This window comes from Flavobacterium sp. JAS (assembly GCF_020991455.1).
In the GTDB taxonomy this organism is placed as follows: domain Bacteria; phylum Bacteroidota; class Bacteroidia; order Flavobacteriales; family Flavobacteriaceae; genus Flavobacterium.
Window position 1 is genome coordinate 93,919 of record NZ_JAJMOX010000009.1, and the last position, 24,182, is coordinate 118,100.

At 33.8% G+C, this 24,182-nt stretch carries 21 protein-coding genes; 10 read left to right on the forward strand and 11 right to left on the reverse strand.

Annotated elements, in window-relative coordinates:
• The first annotated feature begins 17 nt into the window (after window positions 1-17).
• Window positions 18-704: a lipopolysaccharide assembly protein LapB gene (locus tag LPB88_RS14655; protein WP_230716436.1), complete on the forward strand. Its 687-nt coding sequence runs from the start codon at window positions 18-20 to the stop codon at window positions 702-704.
• 91 nt (window positions 705-795) lie between these two features.
• Window positions 796-2,151: a UDP-N-acetylmuramate--L-alanine ligase gene (gene murC, locus LPB88_RS14660; RefSeq protein WP_230716437.1), complete on the forward strand. Its 1,356-nt coding sequence runs from the start codon at window positions 796-798 to the stop codon at window positions 2,149-2,151.
• Window positions 2,152-2,234: 83 nt separating this feature from the next.
• Here murC and LPB88_RS14665 read toward each other — a convergent pair whose 3' ends face one another.
• Window positions 2,235-2,861, reverse strand: a complete 627-nt coding sequence (locus LPB88_RS14665) for a DUF1287 domain-containing protein (RefSeq protein WP_230716438.1) — start codon at window positions 2,859-2,861, stop codon at window positions 2,235-2,237.
• A 130-nt stretch (window positions 2,862-2,991) separates the two neighbouring features.
• Between LPB88_RS14665 and LPB88_RS14670 the strand changes: the two genes are divergently transcribed.
• Genes LPB88_RS14670 through LPB88_RS14685 form a run of 4 tightly spaced genes read left to right on the forward strand, consistent with a single transcriptional unit; the run spans window position 2,992 to window position 5,594 of the window.
• On the forward strand, window positions 2,992-3,462 hold the full coding sequence (locus tag LPB88_RS14670; protein ID WP_230716439.1) for a GNAT family N-acetyltransferase: 471 nt from the start codon (window positions 2,992-2,994) through the stop codon (window positions 3,460-3,462).
• On the forward strand, window positions 3,463-4,152 hold the full coding sequence (radC, locus tag LPB88_RS14675; protein ID WP_230716440.1) for a DNA repair protein RadC: 690 nt from the start codon (window positions 3,463-3,465) through the stop codon (window positions 4,150-4,152).
• 3 nt (window positions 4,153-4,155) lie between these two features.
• Window positions 4,156-4,842 carry a YjjG family noncanonical pyrimidine nucleotidase gene (locus LPB88_RS14680; protein WP_230716441.1) on the forward strand — a complete coding sequence of 229 codons (687 nt, stop codon included), beginning with the start codon at window positions 4,156-4,158 and terminating at the stop codon, window positions 4,840-4,842.
• Between the two features lie 2 nt (window positions 4,843-4,844).
• On the forward strand, window positions 4,845-5,594 hold the full coding sequence (locus LPB88_RS14685) for a hypothetical protein (RefSeq protein ID WP_230716442.1): 750 nt from the start codon (window positions 4,845-4,847) through the stop codon (window positions 5,592-5,594).
• Between the two features lie 15 nt (window positions 5,595-5,609).
• On the opposite strand, the gene LPB88_RS14690 is transcribed toward LPB88_RS14685, so the two are convergent.
• Window positions 5,610-6,887, reverse strand: coding sequence for a replication-associated recombination protein A (locus LPB88_RS14690; protein ID WP_230716443.1), 1,278 nt, complete (start codon window positions 6,885-6,887; stop codon window positions 5,610-5,612).
• 152 nt (window positions 6,888-7,039) lie between these two features.
• Here LPB88_RS14690 and LPB88_RS14695 point away from each other — a divergent pair, with 152 nt between their 5' ends.
• Both LPB88_RS14695 and LPB88_RS14700 read left to right on the forward strand, forming a co-directional pair.
• Complete coding sequence (locus LPB88_RS14695) at window positions 7,040-7,804, forward strand: rhomboid family intramembrane serine protease (protein WP_230716444.1); 765 nt, start codon at window positions 7,040-7,042, stop codon at window positions 7,802-7,804.
• Window positions 7,805-7,873: 69 nt separating this feature from the next.
• Complete coding sequence (locus LPB88_RS14700; protein ID WP_230716445.1) at window positions 7,874-8,383, forward strand: hypothetical protein; 510 nt, start codon at window positions 7,874-7,876, stop codon at window positions 8,381-8,383.
• 17 nt (window positions 8,384-8,400) lie between these two features.
• Here the strand turns inward: LPB88_RS14700 and LPB88_RS14705 are convergent, their stop codons facing one another.
• The 9 genes from LPB88_RS14705 to LPB88_RS14745 form a co-directional block, all read right to left on the reverse strand.
• Window positions 8,401-9,156 (reverse strand): DUF2490 domain-containing protein, encoded by a 756-nt coding sequence (locus tag LPB88_RS14705; RefSeq protein WP_230716446.1) that lies wholly within the window; start codon window positions 9,154-9,156, stop codon window positions 8,401-8,403.
• 88 nt (window positions 9,157-9,244) lie between these two features.
• Window positions 9,245-9,979: a 23S rRNA (guanosine(2251)-2'-O)-methyltransferase RlmB gene (gene rlmB, locus LPB88_RS14710; RefSeq protein ID WP_230716447.1), complete on the reverse strand. Its 735-nt coding sequence runs from the start codon at window positions 9,977-9,979 to the stop codon at window positions 9,245-9,247.
• 85 nt (window positions 9,980-10,064) lie between these two features.
• Window positions 10,065-10,562 carry a lipid-binding protein gene (locus LPB88_RS14715; protein ID WP_230716448.1) on the reverse strand — a complete coding sequence of 166 codons (498 nt, stop codon included), beginning with the start codon at window positions 10,560-10,562 and terminating at the stop codon, window positions 10,065-10,067.
• A gap of 15 nt (window positions 10,563-10,577) precedes the next feature.
• A complete protein-coding gene (locus tag LPB88_RS14720) occupies window positions 10,578-11,180 on the reverse strand; it encodes an immunoglobulin-like domain-containing protein (protein WP_230716449.1) in 603 nt (200 codons plus the stop codon).
• 36 nt (window positions 11,181-11,216) lie between these two features.
• Window positions 11,217-12,674 (reverse strand): SusD/RagB family nutrient-binding outer membrane lipoprotein, encoded by a 1,458-nt coding sequence (locus tag LPB88_RS14725; RefSeq protein WP_230716450.1) that lies wholly within the window; start codon window positions 12,672-12,674, stop codon window positions 11,217-11,219.
• Window positions 12,675-12,690: 16 nt separating this feature from the next.
• Complete coding sequence (locus tag LPB88_RS14730; protein ID WP_230716451.1) at window positions 12,691-15,891, reverse strand: SusC/RagA family TonB-linked outer membrane protein; 3,201 nt, start codon at window positions 15,889-15,891, stop codon at window positions 12,691-12,693.
• 587 nt (window positions 15,892-16,478) lie between these two features.
• The gene (locus tag LPB88_RS14735) at window positions 16,479-17,939 is read right to left on the reverse strand and encodes a SusD/RagB family nutrient-binding outer membrane lipoprotein (RefSeq protein WP_230716452.1); all 1,461 of its coding nucleotides are present in this window, start codon (window positions 17,937-17,939) and stop codon (window positions 16,479-16,481) included.
• A gap of 11 nt (window positions 17,940-17,950) precedes the next feature.
• Window positions 17,951-21,229 carry a SusC/RagA family TonB-linked outer membrane protein gene (locus tag LPB88_RS14740; RefSeq protein WP_230716453.1) on the reverse strand — a complete coding sequence of 1,093 codons (3,279 nt, stop codon included), beginning with the start codon at window positions 21,227-21,229 and terminating at the stop codon, window positions 17,951-17,953.
• 87 nt (window positions 21,230-21,316) lie between these two features.
• Window positions 21,317-23,032 (reverse strand): ShlB/FhaC/HecB family hemolysin secretion/activation protein, encoded by a 1,716-nt coding sequence (locus LPB88_RS14745; RefSeq protein ID WP_230716454.1) that lies wholly within the window; start codon window positions 23,030-23,032, stop codon window positions 21,317-21,319.
• 168 nt (window positions 23,033-23,200) lie between these two features.
• Here LPB88_RS14745 and rpsL point away from each other — a divergent pair, with 168 nt between their 5' ends.
• Together rpsL and rpsG are read left to right on the forward strand one after the other, a co-directional pair.
• Window positions 23,201-23,584: a 30S ribosomal protein S12 gene (gene rpsL / locus LPB88_RS14750; protein ID WP_007136570.1), complete on the forward strand. Its 384-nt coding sequence runs from the start codon at window positions 23,201-23,203 to the stop codon at window positions 23,582-23,584.
• A 118-nt stretch (window positions 23,585-23,702) separates the two neighbouring features.
• Window positions 23,703-24,179, forward strand: a complete 477-nt coding sequence (gene rpsG / locus LPB88_RS14755; RefSeq protein ID WP_007803600.1) for a 30S ribosomal protein S7 — start codon at window positions 23,703-23,705, stop codon at window positions 24,177-24,179.
• The last annotated feature ends 3 nt before the right edge of the window (window positions 24,180-24,182 follow it).

Here is a 24,182-nt window from a genome sequence, read left to right on the forward strand (position 1 = left end):
TTCCTTATTTTTGAAACATGAAAAAGCTACTATTCTTTTTTTTGTTAATGCCCATTTTAGGATGGTCACAATCTAATTTTGAAAAAGGAGAAAAATTGTTTCAAGCAAAAAAATATGATGAAGCGCAAATTGTTTTTGAAGGTATTTTAAAAACAAAACCTTCAGATATTAAAACTCTCGAATATTTAGGTGAGATTGAAGCGCATCAAAAATCATGGGTTAAAGGAGCTGAATATTACAAGAAACTAAAAGAATTGAAACCTACTGAAGCTGATTATTTTTTTAAATATGGAGGCTGTTTAGCCATGAGAGCGATGGAAGTCAATAAAATAAAGGCTTTTACGATGGTTGACGATATGAAAGAAGCATTTGAAAAAGCAATTGCTTTGAATCCGAAACATGTTCAGGCGAGATGGGCTTTGATCGAAATATATTTACAATTGCCTGGTATTTTAGGAGGCAGCGAATCGAAGGCAATTTCATATTCGAATGAATTAGCACAATTTTCGCCTGTAGACGGATATTTGTCGAGAGGAAGAATTGATGAGTATTTTAAAAGATATACATCGGCAGAAAAAAATTATATAAAAGCGAATGAAATTGGTAAATCAAAAGTCACATTTCAAAAATTATATAATTTATATTTGAATAAATTAAAAGACCCTAAAAAGGCACAAGAATTAAAAAGAAAGTTTGAAGCGTAATATCGATTTCAAAATTGGATTCCAACAAAAATTGGAATTTGAACTCGAGCATTTGCGAACAGGCGAAGCAATTTAAAAAATTGGAATTTAAATGAGAACACATTTCATCGCAATAGGCGGGAGCGCTATGCACAACTTAGCATTAGCATTACATAACAAAGGATATCAGGTTACGGGTAGTGATGATGCTATTTTTGAGCCATCAAAATCAAGATTAGAGAAAAAAGGAATTTTACCGGCTGAATTAGGTTGGTTTCCTGAAAAAATTACTGCCAATATTGATGCGATAATTCTTGGAATGCATGCCAAAGCAGATAATCCGGAGTTGTTGAAAGCACAGGAATTGGGTTTGAAAATATATTCGTATCCGGAATTTTTATACGAACAATCTAAAAACAAAACACGCGTTGTAATTGGTGGTTCTCACGGAAAAACTACAATTACTTCGATGATTTTGCACGTAATGCATTATCACAATATCGAAGTCGATTATATGGTAGGGGCACAGTTAGAAGGTTTTGATACTATGGTGCATCTTACTGAAGAAAATGATTTTATGGTTTTGGAAGGTGATGAATATTTATCTTCTCCTATCGACAGACGTCCAAAGTTTCATTTATATCAGCCTAATATTGCTTTGATTTCCGGAATTGCCTGGGATCATATAAATGTTTTTCCAACGTATGAAAACTATGTAGAGCAATTTGAGATTTTTATTGCAAAAATTACAAATGGCGGAATCTTAGTTTATAATGAAGATGATTCTGAAGTAAAACGTGTTGCCGAAGCTGCTACGAATCCAATTCGCAAATTGGCATATTCTACTCCCGAATATACCGTTAGTGATGGTGTAACGTTATTGAAAACTCCAGAAGGCGATATGCCAATCGAAGTTTTTGGTGCGCATAATTTGAATAATTTGGCTGGAGCCAAATGGATTTGCCAAAACATGGGCGTTGACGAAGCCGATTTTTACGAAGCTATTGCAAGTTTTAAAGGGGCATCTAAACGTCTTGAAAAAATTGCCGAAGGAAAAGGGAAAGTAGCTTATAAAGATTTTGCACATTCGCCAAGTAAAGTGGCTGCAACTACAAAAGCGGTAAAAGAACAATATCCAAACAGAACTTTGGTTGCTTGTCTGGAATTGCATACTTATAGCAGTCTAAATGCCGAATTTTTAAAAGAATACGAAGGCGCGCTTGAATATGCAGACGTTGCAGTAGTATTTTATTCTCCTGACGCTGTAAAAATTAAACAATTAGAAGAAGTGACTTATGAGCAAATTGCAACGGCTTTTAATCGTAAAGATTTAATTATTTATACCAATCCTGCCGAATTCAAAGAATATTTATTTAATTTAAATCTGGATAATTCAGCTTTATTATTGATGAGTTCAGGAAATTATGGAGGACTAAACTTTGATGAAGTAAAAGGGTTGATTAATTAGTCAATTAGATAATTTGATAATGTGCCAACGCAGTTTTGTAGTTGGCACTTTTTTTTGGGTTTAAATTGGAATTTTATTTGATTTTATTCCCAATATTTATAATGCCCTACAATCTTGTATTTAAAAAGACAATCTTCTAGAACTTGTCCGTTGCCAACGTTGTGAACGATTAGATTTCGTTTTCCGTCTTTTGATTTTTTGTTGGTGATAATTCCTATGTGAGGTAATTTGTGGTTAATCATCCAGGTTACAATTTCTCCGGTTTTGTAATCTTTTGGATTTTGAGTTAAGGATAATTTTTCTCCGTTTCTTTCAAAGAAGATCTCCAGATTTGGAACTCGCCTGTGATCAATATTTGTATCGGTTTTTGTCATTCCCCATTTTTGTAAATTCGGATATGCTGAAAAATTTGCTATCATATCTTCATGAACTTCTTTTTGTAAATCGATACCTAATTTTCGATAGGAACGGATAATAACATCGGTACAAACTCCTTTATTTTTAGGAATATCTCCATTTGGATATTCTATTGAAAAATAAGCAGGATCATAATCAATTGAAGAATCAATTATAGATAGTGCTGCATTTGACAATTTATCTGCAAAAGTGTTTGAGATTGCCGTAGAATTTTCGGTTAAAATCATTGCTTTTTCCTTTTGATTGCAGGAAAAGAATAAGAACACGACGGCTAAAGTATATATAGATTTCATTATAATAGAGATATGAGTTTGTGTGATAGCGGTTTTGTTTTTAAAATTAGTTAATTTTAAATTAGTAATTTTTATTTGTGAGTGATTTTTCTTATTTTTCAATATATTCGCTTTTTAAGATTATAGTAAAATGAATTCAAGAATTGAGGTTGTGAGAACAACAAGTGAGAATCCGGATTTTGTAAAACTCATCGAAATATTTGATACTTTTTTGTGGGAACGCTATCCGGAACTAAAAAAGGATTATTGGGGTAATAATGTGATCGAATTTAATGATAATGTTGTTCTTATTTATTTAGACGGGAAAGCCGTTGCCAGCGGTTGTTTTAAAAAGTATAGTGAGAATACAGCAGAGTTAAAACGAATGTTTGTTTCGCCAGAAGCCAGAGGTTTAGGATTGGCTCAATTGGTTATAAAAGAACTTGAAGAAGAGGCTAAAAATCAAGGTTTTGAAATTATGGTTTTAGAAACACTTTATAAACAAATTGAGGCAATTAGTTTGTATCAAAAAGTTGGTTTTAGTATTGTAGAGAACTACGAGCCTTATGTAGGTTTGTCGAATAGTGTTTGCATGAGTAAATTCATTAATTCTCTACAATAAATGGAAGCAACTCATTTTCCTATAACTAATTGGTCTGAAGATGACCGACCTCGCGAAAAATTAATGCTAAAAGGAAAAGAAGCTTTAAGCAATGCTGAATTGATTGCTATTTTGATAGGTTCCGGAAGCCGAAAGGAGTCGGCGGTTGCTTTAAGTAAGCGAATTTTGGCTAGTGCCGATAGTCTTAATTCATTGGGGAAAATGTCTATTTCTCAATTGATAAATTTTAAAGGAATAGGAGAGGCAAAGGCGATTGCAATTATTGCTGCTTTAGAATTAGGCCGAAGACGCAGAGCAGAAGATACTGTCGAGCTCCTAAAAGTTACATCGAGCAAAATGGTTTTTGAAATTATGCAGCCTATTATTGGCGAGCTGCCTCATGAAGAATTTTGGGTGCTTTTTCTTAATAATTCTAATAAAGTGATTTTAAAATCGCAATTAAGTAAAGGCGGCATCTCCGGAACAATAGTTGATGTGAGACTCGTTTTTAAATTGGCGCTCGAGAATGGAGCTACAGGCTTGATTTTGTGTCATAATCATCCCTCAGGTGGTTTGATTCCGAGTGAAGCCGATAAGCAAATTACCACAAAAATAAAGCTGGCTGGAGATAGTTTAGATGTTAAAGTTTTGGATCATTTGATTATTACTGAAACAAAATATTATAGTTTTGTAGATGAAGGAATTTTATAGCTTATGAATACCACTATTACCGACATTTTTTTTGATTTGGATCACACACTTTGGGATTTTGATAAAAATTCTGAAATGGCTTTCGATCGTATTTTCAAAAATAAATATCCCGAAATCAAAACAGCAGATTTTGTTGAAAAATATGCTCCAATAAATCAGGCTTGCTGGAAATTATATCAAAACGATGAAATTACGCATGTCGAATTGCGTTACAATAGATTGAAACTTTCTTTTGATGCTTTAAATTATGAAATATCAGATGAAGGCATCAATCAGATTGCAAATGATTATATCGAATACTTAACCGATAATAATCACCTTTTTGATGGAGCAATCGAAGTTTTGGATTATTTAAAACCTAAATATAAACTGCATATTATCACGAACGGTTTTGCTGCCGTTCAGGATAAAAAGATAAATAATGCCGCTCTTGGTGGTTATTTCGATACAATAACAAATTCTGAGTTAGCGGGGGTTAAAAAACCAAATAGTATTATCTTTGATTATGCTGTAAATTTGGCTCAGGCCTCAAAAGAAAACAGTATTATGATTGGAGACTGTCTGGATGCCGATGTTAATGGAGCGTTAAATGCCGGTTTGGATGCTATTTTTTTTAATGATAAAAAAATTGAAGCTCCTCAGAATATCAAACAAATAAACCATTTATTAGAACTTAAAAAATATTTATAATTATGAGAATTAAATTTTTGTTGGTTACACTTTTCTGTTCCGTTATTGGATTTTCGCAATCTGTAAATGATTACAAAGCGGTGATTGTACCGTTAAAATATGATTTCATTAAAACTGAAAATCAATATAGATTGTCTACAATGACTAAGTCAAATTTGCTTAAAGCTGGTTTTCAGGCTTTTTATGCAAATGAACAACTTCCTGCGGGTTATACTGATCGTTGTGAATTATTATATGTTGATGTAAAAAGAGATAATGGATTTTTAGTAACAAAGCTTTATGTTGAGTTTAAAGATTGTTACGGAAAAGTAGTTTACACATCAGAAGTTGGTAAGAGTAAAGAAAAAGATTATGAAGCGGCTTATAGAGAAAGTCTTGATGACGCTTTTAAATCAATAAATGCATTGCATTATAAATATAGTGGCAAAGCGGTTGCTTCAACTGTAAAAGCGACTTCTATTAGTCCTGCAGCTTCAGTGGTTACCACGGCAGCTGTCGTTGCTGCTGCTCCATCACCAGATCTTAAAGACCCAAATTTATTGTACGCACAACCAACAGAATCAGGTTATCAATTGATCGACAAAACACCAAAAGTGGTTATGAAGTTGCTTAAAACTTCACAAAGCAATGTGTTTATCGCGATAAAAAATAATGTTCAAGGTTCGCTAATTTTGAAAGAAGATGGTCAATGGTATTTTGAATCTTATCAAAATGACAAATTAGTTTCAGAAAAAATTGTAGTGAAATTCTAAATATAAAACCTGGTTTTAATAACCATATTTATCTTTCCAACGGTTCTTTAAAAATTCGCGGTTGCTGTTCTCTCTAGAATTGCTTCCCGGATTGTAAAGAACCGTTTCTTTTATAGCGTCAGGTAAAAATTCCTGTTCGGCAAAATTATTGGCATAATCATGCGAATATTTATAGTCATCTCCATAACCTAATTCTTTCATAAGTTTGGTTGGAGCATTTCTTAAATGAATTGGTACCGGCAAATCACCAGTTTGCTTAACCAATTGTTGTGCATTTCCAATCGCCATGTAAGAGGCATTACTTTTAGGAGAAGTTGCTAAATAAATAGCACATTGACTTAATATAATTCGGCTTTCAGGATAACCAATTGTTGTTACCGCCTGAAACGTATTATTGGCCATAATAAAAGCCGTTGGATTTGCATTTCCGATATCCTCGCTTGATAAAATCAGCATTCTTCTGGCGATAAACTTTACATCTTCGCCGCCTTCAATCATTCTTGCTAACCAATAAACTGCTCCGTTTGGATCACTGCCGCGAATTGATTTTATAAATGCCGAAACAATATCATAATGTTGTTCACCACTTTTGTCATACAAAACAGTATTTTGCTGTACTAATTCAAAAACCCGATTGTTAGTAATAACGATTTCATCTCCGGAAGAAGCATTTACAACAAGTTCAAAAATGTTCAATAGCTTTCGGCCATCTCCGCCAGAAAGTCGGAGCAAAGCTTCAGTTTCCTTTAGTGTTATGTTTTTAGATGCCAGATAAGTATCTGTTTTCATTGCACGATGTAATAAAGACTCTAAATCCGCTTTTGTAAAAGCATTTAAGATATAAACTTGACAACGTGACAATAATGCAGGAATAACTTCAAAACTTGGGTTTTCAGTCGTTGCACCAATAAGTGTGATCCAGCCTTTTTCGACAGCAGCCAAAAGCGAATCTTGTTGTGATTTACTAAAACGGTGAATCTCATCAATAAACAAAATAGGGTTTTTAGCCGTAAATAATCCACCGCTTTGTTTTGCCTTTTCGATTACATCTCGAATATCTTTAACACCTGAATTTATTGCACTCAAGATGTAAAAAGGACGTTTGGATTCTTGTGCTATAATTTGTGCCAAAGTTGTTTTTCCCGTTCCCGGAGGTCCCCAAAATATCAATGAAGGAATGATTCCTTTGGATATTTGTTGTGTTAATGAACCATTTGGACCAACCAAATGACTTTGACTGATGTAATCTTCTAATTGCTGTGGGCGAATACGCTCGGCTAAAGGTGCTTCCATTTTGTAAAATTACTATTTTCAATTTTAATTTTATAGTTTTAAAGGGTTACAAATCATAACAAAGGGTGATGAGACTTTAGCTGACAAATTATCAGTATCTTGTAATTGGATAGTTTTTTGATATTGTTCTTTTAACTTTATTTTCAAAAATCATGAACGACAATCACTTTAAATTTACAACCGCTGTTATTGGTCTTCCCGTTTTTTTTGTTCTTTTTCTGTGGATTGTTTATTGGGTTCAGATTCGGTTTGATTTTGATTTTTATCAAAACGGAATTTACCCGAGAGATTTATCAGGATTACAAGGCGTTTTGTTTAGTCCTTTTATTCATGAAAATTTAGGTCATTTATATAATAACTCTATTCCTTTATTAGTTTTGTTGGCCGCATTACAATTTTTTTATCCCAAGCAATCTTTAAGTGTTATTGTTTATGGTATTCTATTTTCGGGATTAATTACATGGATTATTGGTCGGGAAAATTTTCATATTGGTGCAAGCGGCTTGATTTATGTTTTAGTAACTTTTATTTTTTTCAAAGGAATTCAAACTCGTTATTATCGATTAGTAGCACTATCATTGTCGGTTATTTTACTTTATGGAGGAATGATTTGGTATGTGTTTCCGGATGTAGACAAAACGATTTCCTGGGAGGGACATTTAGCAGGTTTTATAACCGGTTTTACAATGTCTTTGATTTATAAAACACCTGAGTATGCAAAACCTATAGTTTACGAATGGCAAAAGCCTGATTTTAATCCCGAAGATGATGCTTTTATGAGGCACTTTGATGAAAATGGAAATTTTGTTAATACCGAAATTCCTGAAGAAGATCCAGAAGATGCTTCTACATATTACAATTCAAATTTTTCTGTCAATTATACGGTAACGAAAAGAGAATCAGAGGATAAAATATAAAAGCGAATATTTGGTTTGATTATAATTGACTATTTTTGATAAAGAAATTTTAATTTCATTCTTCTTTTTATGAAAAAGAGCAGTTTTATAGTGGTTTTATTATTAGTAGTTTTAACTGGTTCAAATGCAGTTGCACAATGCGATGTAAAAAACAAAGTTCTTGCTGATGGAACAATGATGTACTATTTTGAACCGGCTAATTTTTATGTAACAAAGTCAAAATCATTAAAGATTAATATCGTAACAGATAAGGAGCATTATTTTGTTGCTCTTCAGCCGTCACCATTTCCTGCTAAAAGCGAAGGAAAAAAAATAAAAGATGATTTGATTATTCATTTAGCTGATAATAAAGAATACAAATTGACACATTATGATACCCAGTATAGAAATAATGATTCAATTATGCAGGTTCTTTATTTGATTGATGATAAAGATATCGGGTCATTTTCTAAGTTTGAAGCATTAGTGGCCGAAATTAATATGGAAGGAACTGAGTTTGTTCGTAGTTATAATTTCAAATTGCATAAAGATGCCATAAAGGAGCAATTGAATTGTTTCTTAAAGAAGGAAGAAAAATAAAAGAAGAAAAGTAAAAGTTAATCGTCGGTTTTTGTATTATCGTTATTATGAGATAACTTTTTCTGAATAGTTTTGAAAAGATTATTGAACGTAATTGTGAAGGAAGCGGCATTTACAATTTGATTCTCATTGTCTCTTGGTAAATATTCGTTTGCGTACGCTAATTCTACTTGAATATCATCAGTAAATAAATAACCCGCTCCAATAGTAAATCTGTTTCGGTCAAAAAAACTTAAACCGGTAACCTTTGTACCGGATTTAAAATATAATTCATCTGAAGCAACAGCATATATAACTCCTTCTCGTAAAATTTTACTATTTATGGGTTTTATATATTTTATCTGTTGGCGATATCTTACTACATTTTCATAATCATCTTCGCCATTTCTTATATGACGAAGTTCCATTCTCATTCGGGTGCTTAAAGTATATCCGGTCTTATGAAAGTAGTATATTCCTTGTAACGCAAATCTCCATTCAGGAGATTTAAACTGGCCAATTTCTGGCACATCTTTATTGTCGTAGTAAGCAGCAAAAGTTGAGAGTTTCCATCGAGGTGATAGATAGTAATGTCCCCATACTCTAAATGATTTTTGAATGTTTTGCTGAAAAATATTCGATGAAGTTGCGGTACTGCTATAAGAGGAGCCGAGATCGAGTTCGGTAGACCATTTTTCGTTTATGGTTCTATTAAACTGAATTTCATTCCAGGATTGTCCGTATGTTGTAGTTTGTCCGTAGCTTAAGTTTGTAATTAATAAAATTACAAACAAGCAACAGATTTTATGAAAGAATATGTTAAGAATAGATTTTGAAGACATTCATAATAGATTTATTTGTCATCTTAATTCTCAATACTATTTAACTTCTTTGGCGAACAGCTTCGTATAAAAATGCTCCACAAGCTACAGAAACATTTAGAGATCCGATTGTTCCGAACATTGGTAATTTTGCTTTTTCGTCAACAATTTTAAGTACAGATGGGTTTATTCCTCTGTCTTCTGATCCCATGATAATTGCTACGGGTTCGTTTAATGCTATATCGTAAATGTTTTGATCTGTTTTTTCAGTTGCAGCAACAGTTTTTATTCCTGATCCTTGAAGATAGAAGATAGCGTCTTTTATGTGCTCAACTTTACAAATCGGAACGTTGAAAACCGCACCAGCTGATGTTTTAACTGTATCTCCATTTACAGGTGCTGATCCTGCTTTTTGAACAATAATTCCGTTTACTCCGGTACATTCAGCAGTTCTAATAATGGCTCCAAAATTTCGGGCGTCAGAAATCTGGTCTAGTATCAAAAATAATGGTTTTGAACCAGATTCAATTGTTGATTCAACCAAATGTTCTAATTCGATAAAACCAATAGGGGAGATTGTCGCAACGGCACCTTGATGATTGTTTGGTGTTAGTCTATTTAGCTTTTCTACAGGTACGTATGAGAAATTAATGTTGGCACGTTTCATGACCTTCATTAAATCTTTCATTAATTCTCCAGAAATTTCTTTTTGTATAAATACTTTATCAACTTCTTTTCCTGCTTGAATTGCTTCTATAATGGCTCTAATTCCAAATATTTGATGTTCTTTTTCCATGAGGCAAATATAGGTATAATGTTTATAAAAAAAAACCATCCCAAATAATGGGATGGTTTAGTTGTAATATAGTAGAATCTAAGTTCTAGTATTCATCTTCGAAGAAACCAGTTCTTTTTCCTCCTACGTAATTGATATCATATCCAGCTGGATCGTAACTAAAATGAGCTGTAAAAGAGATTTTGTCAACTTTGTGACCACCTTTACTAGTTGCAGCTCCTTTTTCTATTTTACCATTTGTAATTGTTACAGTACCTGTGTCTAATATGTTTGCTGAATCGGTCGCAGAAAAAGTTCCAGCTTTAACATCAACAGTTACTTTACATTTAATAGCATATCCATGTTTTGCATCATCAATCCACATTGTATTGTCGTTTGCTGCCGTGTTGTACGTAGAGTGCAAAGCATTTGCTGCTTGAACTTTACCATTTGTATCGGTAAGAGTGATGTACCAATCTCCAGCCATAGATTCAACAGACGTTCCTCCTGGATCAGTATCTCCAACTTCATCACAAGATGCAAATGAAGTAGCTACAAGTACCGCTACAAGTATGCGTGCTATATTTTGTTTTAATTTTTTCATCTTAATATTTTTAAATTATCGTTTAAATATTCTCTCAGCTGTACCGAAGACTGCTGAAGCATAAATTACCCATTTCCAGTTGTTTTTGTCAGTAATGGTTCCAATGTTACTTTCTGCAGAGATTCCTGATGTAGAAGTGTTTTCTTGAAAAGGAGCGTAAATTTGCTTGTCATCTATATTGTAGAATTCTAAAGTTATAAAGTCTTTAGCTACGTTATAACCTGTTGCATTGTCACACTTGTATTTTCTGTCAGATATTTTTGTTACAGTGTTAGGGTTACCATTTCTAAGAAAAGTTCCAGTCAAATCTATTGTGCTAGGTTTGTTGCTTAATACAACAACTGTACGAGTTAGGTAAGCTGGAAAACCATCACTATTTGTTGCAGAGTAATTAATTTTGTACATAGTAGGTTTGCTTGTGTCTACCGTACCGTCAATTTTTACCTCAAGTACTTTTCCACCGGCTTCAGCTTTAGCACCTTGTTCTGTATATGTTTCTCCTTGAGTTAAAACAACAAGTGCATCTCCATTTAGTGACATGTTTGCGTAAGCCGTTACCTTTGAAACATTATCAGTAGACTCTGAACAAGAAGTTAACAATAGTCCTGAAACTACCATTAAGTATATAAATATTTTTTTCATCGTTTTAATTTTTTAGTTAACATCCCACCATACCGGAAGTGATATTGCTTTTAATGCAGGAGCATTAGGGTTTCTTGTTTTTACTGTATTCGGTAACACAATTCTTTTTGGGAATTTATTTCCAATAACACTTTGAACAGATACGGCAAATTGTCCAGCAAGATAGTCTTCGTCATCTTGAGCAACAGCAGATACTTTTGGGTAACCTGTTCTATTTTGCTCCATAAATGATTCATAACCGTTTCCAGGGAAACTTGCAATCCATTTTTGAGTAATAATTGCTTCAATCTGTGCTGCAGTTCCTGCTGCAGGGAATTCATATTTTCCTCCAGCAGCTAATAAAGCAGTAGCACTTATTGGAGCATCAGTACTAGAATTTTTAGCGAAATTTGCAGCAACAGCTAGGTCATATTTTGCTTTAGCACCAGCACCGGCATAATATCTAGTAAGAGCTTCTGCTTGTAAAAAGTAACTTTCTTCAGCGCTAATGAAATATACAGGAGTTTTAGGAGCCAATATTACTGTTGAAAGACCAGTAGCATTGTTTAAGAAGTCACCTTGATTATTAGCTTTCCCTAGGGAAGTTCCTCCATTTTCGTAATATTTAGCTATACGTGGATCAGCGTTTACATCTAGGTAAGAGTATAAGGTTGTACTTGCTTTAAGATTTAAAGTAGTATTCAATTGTCTTCTGTCTGATTCAAACAAAGGGTTACTTTTACTATCAGCATCTTCAAAGTTGTGCATTGATGCATCAATATCTAAGAATTGAGCACCTGAATCAATTAAAGCTTTAATTCCTGACTGAGCTAGAGTTGGATTCACTTCAGTTAACCTCATGTGCAACTTTAATAATAATGTATTACCATATTTAGTCCACTTTGTCATATCTCCACCAAAAATAAAATCATCTTTAGCAGGCTTGTCACCTATAGATGCATTTTGATCTTTTGATAATGCTAATTTTAAATCAGCGATCATTAAATCATATGTCTCTTTTCCAGTATTGAATTTTGGTTGTAAGATTAGAGGATTGTTTGCCTCAGCATAAGGAATATCGTCATACAAATCTGTCATTACTTGAGAAGCTTGTACTTCAAGTACTGTAGCTATTAAAAAATAGTTCCAGTTACCTTCTGCTAATGCTTTTGCTTTTACGACTCTAATGTCGTTTAACGCATCGTACATTGCAGTCCAACCAAGTTGATAATCATTTGTTCCAATACTGTATTGGTCAACGTCTTTGTATTGATTTGAAGTGGTGTTTTGTGTCCAAAATTGTGACCAAAATCCTCCTACTATAGCATAGTAAGATCCTTGCGCTCCTGCAACCCCTGCAATACCTGCAGGAAGTATAGTACTGTACGCTTGGCCTACAGGCAATAAGTCCGGATCTCTATTAATGTCAAATGTTTCGTCACATGACACTAATAAGAAAAGCGCTGTTATTAATGTTGCTATTTTTTTCATTTTTCTATATTTTATTTTAGAATGATAATTTTAAAACTCCACCGATTGATCTTTGTGATGGGTTAGATCCGAATTCTCCGAAATCTGAAATCGCACGTTGTGCTCCGTATGTTGATACTTCTGGGTCAACGTAAGGGTTGTCGCCAGGTGTCCACATGAAAAGATTTCTTGCATAAACTCCAAGTGTGATTTTGTTTAGCCCCATGTTTTTGCTTAATGCAGAAGGGAAATCATAGTTAAAGTTAACCTCTCTTAATCTAACAAAAGTTTTGTCGATTACGTGGTTGTTTTCGTAAGCAGGATTATCCTGAGTGTTATAGAAAGAATTTATTTTAGCAAAAGTAACTGGAGTTGTATTTTCTGTATATGTTACAGCACCTGTAGTTGCGTCTACGTGTTCGTTAACAGAGTTAGGAACGATAAATGTATTTCTGTCATTATATGTAGTTTCAATACCATTTCCTACGAAATGAGAAAGTCTTTTAGTATAAGAGTACATTTCTCCACCTTCTTTCCAATCTAATGAAAATCCTAGGTTGAAGTTTTTGTATTTAAAAGTATTTTGTAAACCCATTACGAAATCACGTTGTGAGTTTCCAACACGTTGAATACCATCGCTAAGTTCGTACATTCCTGTGCTTGCATTTACGACAGTTTGCCCTGCTGCATTTGTTTTAGGAACATAAGCATAATATTCTCCTATTGGTAGTCCTTTAGTCGCTCTGTAAGTTACTGAATAACCAGTAGCTAAATCGATAGTGTCAAATCCTTCAGCAGTCTTTGTAACTTCGTTTAAGTTCTTAGTGAACGTGTAAGTAATATTCCAAGTGAAGTCTTTGTTTTTAATTGGACTTCCAGTAAGAGATAGCTCGATACCTTTGTTTACAATTTCTGCAGCATTAATAGCTTTAGATGTAAATCCTGTAGATGGGTCTAAAGGTAAAAATACAATTAGGTCAGAAGTTGTTTTATGATATAAAGCAAGATCATAGCTAATTCTGTTTTTTAAGAAAGATCCTTCAGCTCCAACTTCAAATTCAACTGTAGACTCTGGTTTTAATTGGGAGTTTCCAAGTCTTGCAGATGCTTCGTAGTAACTAACTCCTCCAATTGGAGATGTTATAACACCAAAGTTTGCTAAAGCTGATCCAGGTACATATGCATTTTCAGTATTGTATGGTTCAGTGTCATTTGCAATTTTAGAAGCTGCACCTCTTAATTTTAAGAAAGTACTACCGTTATCAATAACAATGGCTCCAAGAGACGCTGCAGGATAAAAGTATGAATTGTTACCAATTGGTAATGTAGAAGTGACATCTTGTCTTCCTGTAATGGTAGCGAAATATCTGTTTTTGAAAGCAAATTCAGCAGATGCATAAACAGCACCAGTTTTTCTTACCAAGTTATTTTGTGTAATTACTGGTCTTGACGCTGAGTTAGAAAGCTCATAGTAGTTTTTAATACCTAGACCTGTAACTGTATTGAATAATTCGTCAGTTTCTCTTTTGTTAAAGTTCACACCTCCTAAAAGATTTAAAGTCCAGTCTTCGCTTAAATTTGTATTGTAGTTAAGGTTGAAGAAAGTGTCAAATTCACTATATTCTGATCTTCCTTCTGTAACTCCACCTACAATTACGTTTTTAGCACCAAATTGAGGGCTTCCTGGTTCGTAATCTACAATAGATCCATAACTTTTGAATCTTTCAGATCTTACGTTACCTCCAACTTGCCATGTAGCAGTAATTTTGTCAGTAATTTTATAACCTAAGTTTACGTTTCCAAAAAGGTTATTTCCGTAAATTTTTGTACTGTTTTCGTTTATTGAAAAATAAGGATTTCCAGCATAAGGAGTAAAGTAATAACTAGCGTTGTTAAACGGGTTGTTTTTGTAGTCCGCTAAATCAACGATACTGATATCTGTTGGAATTTGTAACAATTCTTGTTGCAATGTTGAACCTTGACCAGCGTCATCACCTTGTCCTGTATTTACAACACCTTGGTCTTTGTAAACATAATTGATAGATGTTCTTAATGTGAATTTGTTTGATTTCAATCCACCATTAAATCCTAAAGATTGTTTTTTGTATAAATCAGCATCAGAAGGCACAACTCCATCACTGTTTACGTTTGAAAATACTAAAGAGAAATCAGAAGTATCACCACCACCACTAAGAGTTACAGATTGTGTAGATAATGTTCCTGTGTTGTAGAAATCTCTTACATTGTCTTTTAATCCTACGTAAGGTTTGATTTGTTGAGTGTTTTGGTATATTGTTCCCCAAGGTCTAACTTCTCCATTGAAGGCAGGTCCCCAAGAACCATTTTCATTACTGTAAGAATTAGATCCTGAATATCCAACACCATTCCATCCTTGTCCAAATTGGTTTTGTAAGTGAGGAACTCTTGCTACTTCACTGAATTCTGTTGAAGCTAATAAGTCAACTTTAATTCCAGTGTTTGCTTTTCCTTTTTTAGTTGTAATAATGATTACACCACCACCAGCTCTTGAACCGTATAATGCAGATGCAGCAGCACCTTTAAGAACTGTCATGCTCTCTATATTGTTAGGGTCAAGGTCACTAATACCGTTACCAGCATCGTAAGATCTTGTAGTTGTTGCTACTCCGTCATTACCAGTACCTGATCCACTATTGTTAATTGGAGATCCATCAACAACGTAAAGAGGGCCAGCATTTCCTGTAATAGTGTTTAAACCACGGATGATTACTTTAGTTGACGCTCCCGGTTGAGATGGAGCTGAAATATCAACCCCGGCAATTTTACCAGAAAGTGTTTCAAATGGGTTTGTGTTTACTACAGCAGTAATTTGTTCAGATTTTAAAGTTGTTGTTGCGTAACCAAGAGATTTTTTCTCTCTTTTGATACCAAAAGCAGTTACAACAACACCTTCTAGTTCTTGTGCACCAGCATCGGCTAATTTTACATTCACAGCAGATGAAGAAGCTGTTACCTCTTGGGTTTTCATCCCAATGTAGCTAAATACCAAAACTTGGCTTGAAGATGCTTTGATAGAGTATTTACCATCAAAGTCTGTTTGCGTTCCTGTTTTTGTTCCTTTAACTAATACACTAACACCCGGTAAAGGCATTCCTGCATTGTCAGAAACTGTTCCAGAAACAGCTCTTTCTTGCGCAAAAGTAAGTTGCGCAACTAGTACTAACAATAGTACTAAGAATCCATTGAACTTTAGTTTCATTTTTAAATATTTTGAATTAGTTCGACAAAAATCTTAATAATTTGTTAATCTACCTAATATAAAAAGCTTTTTTTTTAGTTAAATTATGATTTTGAGGTAGGAAATTGCTCTTTTATTGATAAAAAGCGTCTTAAAATTGCAAATCCGTAATTTTTAGTGTTAAATTTGAGAATAATTAAAAATATTACCAAGGCAACAAATGTTAAATTTATTGTAGAAGCCTATTCAATTGTTTTTTTTATAACTTTTGTCTTTGGAAAACAGGCAGGCTTAAGTATTGTATTTTGTTAAAAACGTCATGATTCTGCAATAGAGTATTTATTCTGTAAAAGACAATGGAGTAAAAGGTGATGTAGTTTGAAGAATAAGTAGATTTGTTTTTTGAGTATTAAAATTTGAAAGAAGCTTCTTTTTTATATGTTTTCGATTGCAATCTGCTTGGTTTGTGTCTTTTTAATTGATGATTTAATCGTGAATATTTTTTTTGGTAATGTAAATTTATTGTAAAGAAATTTTTAAAATAAAAACAGTTGCAAAAAGATTTCTTTCTGCAACTGTTTTGAATTAATATGATTAATGTTTTATGATTAAAACTTATCCCAAAATAATTTTGTTGCTACTGCATCTCCTCCGATTGCTGAACTTGCTTCTGTGTAGCTTGCTTTGTTCAAAGACTGTTCGATAATTGGATATGTATAACGAAGAGGTAGTACTGATACGGCATCTGCTGGTGTTGCTAAAACCGGGAAGTCAAGTCTTCTATATGAAGACCAGCCTTCAAATGGACTGTTGTATGTAGCAATCCAGCTTTGAGTTCCAATTTTTTGTTTCCATGTTCCTGTAGCGGTTGTGTATGCAACTGCTGGATTTGCTAAATATGTCGTTGCATCTGCTGCGGTTCCTCCCCAATCTAATATTGATGCTGTTATAGCTGCGTTATAATGAGATTCAGCATCCGCAGGAGTTCCGTAAAGAGATCTTTCCGCGGCTTCTGCTAATAAGAACTGAGTCTCGGCATAATCTAGAATTGTTCCTGGATAATCAGGTACTTGAACTGTTGGTGTTATATGCGTTGTATTTGCGAATGAATTACTTGCGCCATTTTCGCCTCCAATATATTCTATTTGAGGTGTGGATGGGTCATCTTGATTGCTGTCAAAATATTTTGCTAATCTTGGATCTTCCAAGGTTTGCATCGCATCAATTAATGTACTTGTTGGAACGAAATCTGAACGACCACTTGCGACAAGATCTACATATAAAGGATTTGTATTTGGTGTAGCAGTTAAGTATTTTAAATCTGCATTATCAAGATTTGATTCAAATACAAAAGGAGCGGCACTAGAGACAGTTGCTTGTGCTAAGGCGCTTTCAGATGGAATATCTGATATGGTAATACCCATTCTTAGTTTTAGTGTATTTGCAAATTTAAGCCACTTAGTTATGTCGCCACTGTACATCCTATCACTACCTCCAAAACTTTTTCCGCCTGTATTTAGATTTGCAATAGCCTTGTTTAATCTACCAATAAGATCTTTGTAGATAGTAAGGGCATCATCGTATTTAGGAGTTTTGTAGTTTAAGTTTAAAGCTTGAGTATAAGGAACGTTTCCAAATGTGTCTACTAAAACTGAATAAGTATAAACATTTAAAATTTCTATAATAGCAAGTTTGTTTTGCTTGTCTAACGGATTTTCGGTTAAGCCAAGAGGAGTGTTTGTGATGTTTTTAGCACTCTGATCAAGGTCTTTTAATACGTCTTTATATAGAAATTGCCAATGTTGTTCCGGAATTGTTCGTGTTACTAAATCATAGTTACTTTCATCGGTATAAACGGTTTCTGTCCAGTATTGATTTAGCAATCTGAAGATATTGTTGTTTACGTTGGTATTGACCATTTGGTCAACTAAGCTCTTTTGAGCACTAGTAAATAAAGCTTCTCCAGGTACATTTGATGGATCTTTAACGTTCACGTTTAAGTCTTCTATATTCTCAGAGCAAGACCATATTGATATTGCTGCGAGTAGAATTAAAGATATTTTTTTCATGATTTCTTGATTTAAAATTGGATTTTAATGTTGAAGCTAATGTCTCTTGTAGATGGTAAAGATCCTGTTGAGTAGCCTTGCAAGTTACCTGCTCCTAATCCTGATTCAGGATCTGCGTCTGGTAGGTTTTTGTGTATAATCCAAAGGTTTGTTCCAACAATACTAAATGTCATTCCATTCATGAAAGTGTTTTTTAATACTTTTTCTGTTAGGGAGTATGAAATTGCAGTTTGTCTTAATTTAATATAACTAGCATCATAAACAAATGCTTCGTCTGGTAGACCTCTTCTGTATCCTTGTGCTCCAAATCGGCTTGCGTTGATTCGGGTTGTATTTACAGATCCATCAGGATTTACTCCTGGGTTGATAAATCCTCCGCTATCAGCTCCAGAAGTTATAGGATTTCTAACAGGGTTTCCAAGGTCGTTTAAGAATGCTGTGTCATCTGGTACACCAGTTGCTAAACCATAGTAGCGGTCTAATGAGAATATTTGTCCGCCTTTTTGCATGTCAATCAAAAATTCTAAAGAGAAGTTTTTGTAGGTGAACTTGTTGTTTAAACCACCTGTGTAATCTGGATTGGCATTCCCAATTGCATTGTCAGAAGTTGAAGTTTTAATGTATTGTCCATTAGCAGGATCAACAACTCTTTGTCCGTTTAAGTAAGTATACTGAGTACCATAAATTACGCCGTATGGTTGTCCTACTGCGGCATTGATGGTTACACCTCCTTGAAAAGATCCTAATTGTAAGTTGTCAATACCATCTAAAAGATTTAATACTTTGTTTCGGTTTCTGGCCCAGTTTAGGTTTATTTCCCATGAGAAATTCTCTGTTTTTATTGGAGTACCATTTAGAGAGATTTCAATCCCTTTGTTTTCTATTTCTCCCGCATTAATTAATTCGTATAAATAACCAGTTGAAGAGGTTAGTCTCAATGGAATTATCTGGTCGATTGAATTTGATTTGTAATAAGAGAAATCAAGACCAAGTCTCTTTTTAAAAAATGAAAGTTCTAAACCTGCTTCGTAACTTTTTGTACGTTCTGGTTTTAGATTTGGATTGTTTTTGGTATCTTTTACAGAGGCAGATGCAGCTCCAAAAGCTGTGTTTACAGCGTAAGTGTCTAGAATTCTATCGAAGCCTGGGCTGTTTCCAACTTCGGCATAATTAAGTCTTACTTTTCCAAATGATAACCAGTCTGCATCTATAAATTTAGAGAATACAAAACTTGATGAAACTGATGGGTAGTAATAAGAGCTATTTGCCTCAGGAAGTGTTGAAGAGTGGTCTCTTCGAATTGTTCCTTCAAGGAATAAGTAATCTGCATATCCAAAAGAAGCACTTGCATAAATACCGTCAACTCCAATTGATTCTTCTCTTTCAATAGGTGCTAAAAGTGGACTTGCTGTATTTTGTAATGCGTATAATTTTGGGATGGCTAATCCTCCATTTGTTGCTGCAAAGATAGAATTGTAAAAACTTCTTCTAATGTTTACACCGACTACTCCTTTAAGGTTTAATTTTTCAGTAATATCTGTGTTGTAGTTTAACATGAAATCATAGTTGTACTCGCTAAAGCCTATGTTTTTTCTTGAATATCCTGATGGAGCAGGGCTTCTGTTGGTAGATCCATCGCCTCCGCCAGTTCCAATTCCAAAATTACCAGGTACACTACCAATTGCTCTTCTTTCTTCTTGAAGTTCGTCATAAGTATCGACAGACATTCTTCCGAAAGCATCTAGCCAGCTTGCAATTTTATAGTTTAATGAAATATTACCAATAAATCTGCTTCTGCTGTCTGATTCATAATTTTCATAACGTTGAAAGTAAGGGTTGTCCCAGAATATTGGTGCTGGATTGGTATATGAATTTGGGTTCCATGTTACATTTCGTCCAGTTAAGTCGTAAGCTTGTTTTAGGCTTTTAAGGTCGACGTTAGTTTGCCACCATTGTCTAAAGTTACCAGCAATGTTGTCGTTGTAACCTGTGTTGTTTCTTCCAATTGTATTTGTTTTGGTGAAATTACCATATCCGGCTACTGTTAGTTTATCGTTGATAAGAGTTGATGCAGCTAATGTAAAGGTATTTCTTTTTAAAGTACTGTTTGGCATAAGACCTTTTTGATCGAGGTTGTTTATTCCTAATCTTAAATAGCCATTTTCTAAACCTTTATCTATCGAAATAGAATTAGTTACAGCTACAGGTTTTTCAAAGAATGTTATAGGTCCGTTTTTTGCAGCAACCCATGGAGTCGCTTTCATGTAGTTTGGAGATTCCGGGTAAAATGCATCCCATTGGTATACCAATAAATTTGGATTGAATGCTTGACCATAAGAAGCGTCTTCTGTTAAAGGGGTTACATTGTCTAAGACTCCGTCTCCATCTATGTCAATATGATCTAGGTAAGAATCTTCGTCCGGGCCATAGTAAGGGCCATATCCACCACCATATTGATTTTGATATTTTATAAAAGTGCTTTTATCAATAGATCCTACTGTCACACCTGAATTTACAGTTATAGAATATCCTTTTCCTTTTTTGTTTCCTTTTTTGGTTGTAATTACTACAACCCCGTTAGCAGCTCTTGATCCGTAAAGTGCACTTGCAGCAGATCCTTTAAGAACGTTTATAGACTCGATGTCTTCAGGGTTAATGTCAGATGCGGCACTACCGTAGTCGTAACCTGCTCCAGATTGTTCTTGGTCACGTGAGTTTGAGTTGTTGTTGCTTACCGGAACCCCGTCAATAACAAATAGGGCTTGGTTATTTCCGGTTAAAGATGAATTTCCTCTAATAACAATATTGGTTGAACCTCCAAAATTGGTGGTTCTTTTTACTTGCACCCCAGAAACTTTACCAGAGATTGCGTTTACAAAGTTGTCACTTTTTACTGCCGCAAGGTTTTCACCTTTTACTTCTTGCGTTGCGTATCCAAGAGATTTTTTTTCTCTTGATAAACCTAAGGCTGTAACTACAACTTCTCCAAGTTGTTGGGCGTCTCCTGATAATTTGGCATTTACTTGAGATGAACTTGCAGCTATTTCTTGAGATTTCATCCCAATGTAGCTAAAAATTAAAACTTGACTTGATGTTGCTTTGATGGAGTATTTACCATCAAAATCTGTTTGCGTTCCAGCTTTTGTACCTTTTACTAATACACTCACGCCTGGTAAAGGCATGCCTGCATCATCGGTAACAGTTCCTGAAACAGTTCTTTCTTGTGCAAAGGTTAGTTGCACGATTAGTGCTAATAAAAGCACTAGAAATCTGTTTAACTTTGGTTTCATATTATCAAATATTTTGAATTAGTTATGTAATATTCGTAATTAATTCCCAAAAGTCCTAATATTTTGTTAACAGATTTAAATTAGAGATTAAAATTTAACATTGTAACATATATTGAGAATACTGTTATAAAATTTTATTTCTGCGTTATTTGTGCTTCCGTTTGCTATAATTAGCTTTAAAAGACCGTTTTTTGTTAATAGTCCAAATCCTACACCAATAGAGAGTAAAGTGTTAAATTTTTTGCTGTTTTGTGGAGATGTTTGGTCCTGGTAAATTCCGTAATCGAGGATGCTGTGTAGGTATAAGTTTTGAGATGTCAAGTAGCGATATTCGGTTATAAGTAGGTTGCTGGTGTTTCCTTGTAAGCTGTTTTCTGAAAAACCTCTAATTGAGTTAAGTCCTCCAAAACGGAAAAGTTCATTTGTGATATAGTTTTTACTTTTTAAATAAAGATTCTGTGAATTGATGTAGATAAAGTTTTTTTTGTTTAGTTCAAAATTGTAAGAAAGATTGATGCTGCTGTAAAATTGTTTACTCGATTCAGCTGTTTCCGGATCACCATTGGTGTTTCTTTTTCCATAGCCAATTAAAAAGTTTAGGTAAGCTTTTTTTGAAAATAGATTGTTAGAATAATCTGTTTTTTTGTAATCAAAAGTAGAGGTGAGATAGGAGTTTTTAAAATCGCTGATTGTTGTGTTATTAGTATTTTGAATATCGCTTGATTCTGTCGATTGATAACCTAGGTATATTTTTGAATTATAATTTATATAATACCCCAGGTCGATCGCTGTTTTAGTATTTTGAAAAGTACTGTCTTGTTTAAAAATGTTTAATTGCGCTTTTAATCCCAACGATGAGTTAAAGATGTATGGGATTTCTATTTTGGTATTAAAGGTTTTTTGCTGATTTCCATCGCTTTTCCAATACAATGAGAATTGTTCTCCGGCATGGAGTGTGTTTAATAACGAAATGTCTAAATAGCCATTAAGGGTTGCTTTTTTGTTTTCTTCGTTTGAAAATCCAATGTAGCCGTCAAAAGTATTGGCTTTTCTTTTTTCTATGTAAGCGTATATTTTTGTAGAATCGTTAGTAAAAAGGATTTCAGGGTATTTGGTTTGAGTGACAAAATCAAAGTTATTTATGTCGTCATGCAGTTCTTTTACAACTTCTTGATTAAAGGTTTTGTTAAGGTATTTTTTATTCAGTTGTTTTAGATGTCCTTTTGGGAAATAATCTTTGCGATTGCTATTTTGATAGTTGATGATGATTGAATTTATATTGCGTTTTTTTTCTGATTTAAAATTTAGATTGGCATAGATAGTTAGGTTTTTTTGCTGAATATTTTCAAGTTTTATTTTGCTTAAAGCAAAGCCTTTTTTTTCTGCATCAATTATCTTTTGGTTAAGAAAATTTTCGATTTCTTCGTATGGGATAACTAAAGTGTCTTTTTTTGTATCTGATAAATTGAAAAAAGAATTATTTGCTCCTATATATATATGAATGTACTTTATTCTCTTATTCAGGTCTATTGTTGCAATGTATGTACTGTCATTTGTTTTGTCTGTTTTTAATGTTTGATTGTCTATGTAGCCTTTTTTAGATAATTTTTCAGAAGTATTTTTTATTTCGTCAAACAGTGATTTGATATTGGGATGAATGGTTGTATAGTTTAGAGAATCAATTGTTTGGGTTTGATTTTTGTTAGAACCGTTTATTTTTAAATGAAAATTTTGGGCATAGCAGGAAACGCTTGCACAAAAAAGGAGTAGGTATAAAAAACGTTTTGAAAGCAATTTTTTCATTTATTAAAAGTATTGCAAATATCTATCGTTTGTTTCTAAAATCATAAGGATAAATAATGTTATTGAAAATTAATGAATTAACGTTTGTATAGTGAAAATTATTTTATACATTTGCAACCCCGTAAAAAGCGGGAATTTAATATACATAATAAATTTTTAGTATTAATTATGCCAACAATTCAACAATTAGTAAGAACAGGAAGAACTCAGATAACTAAGAAGAGTAAATCGGTTGCTTTAGATTCTTGTCCTCAAAGAAGAGGGGTTTGTACGCGTGTTTACACTACTACACCAAAAAAACCAAACTCTGCAATGCGTAAAGTTGCGCGTGTACGTTTGACAAATGGTAATGAGGTGAATGCTTACATCCCTGGAGAAGGACACAATTTACAAGAGCACTCGATAGTATTAGTTAGAGGTGGAAGGGTAAAAGATTTACCAGGTGTTAGATATCATATCGTTCGTGGAGCGCTTGACACGTCAGGAGTTGCAGGAAGAACGCAAAGAAGATCTAAGTACGGTGCTAAACGCCCAAAAGAAGCAAAAAAGTAATTTAAAACGTTAAGAGTTGGAGGTTAGGAGTTAAGGGTTGGGGATTATTGACGAAAGTTGAAGTCTGTAACACATAACATTTAACGGATAACCTATAACTTTTTATTAAAAAAAAGACATGAGAAAAAGAGCGGCAAAGAAAAGACCACTTTTACCAGATCCAAGGTTTAATGACCAATTGGTAACACGTTTTGTGAACAACTTAATGTGGGATGGTAAGAAATCTACAGCCTTCAAAGTATTTTATGATGCTATTGACATCATTGAGTCTAAGAAGCAGGATTCAGAAAAATCTTCATTAGAAATTTGGAAAGATGCGTTAACAAACGTTATGCCTCACGTAGAAGTACGTAGTCGTAGAGTTGGTGGAGCTACATTTCAAATTCCAATGCAAATTAGACCAGACAGAAAAATTTCTATGGCAATGAAGTGGTTAATACTTTATTCTAGAAGAAGAAATGAAAAATCTATGGCACAACGTTTAGCGTCAGAATGTTTAGCTGCTGCTAAAGAAGAAGGTGCTGCGGTTAAGAAAAGAATGGATACTCACAAGATGGCAGAAGCTAACAAAGCTTTCTCTCACTTTAGATTTTAATTC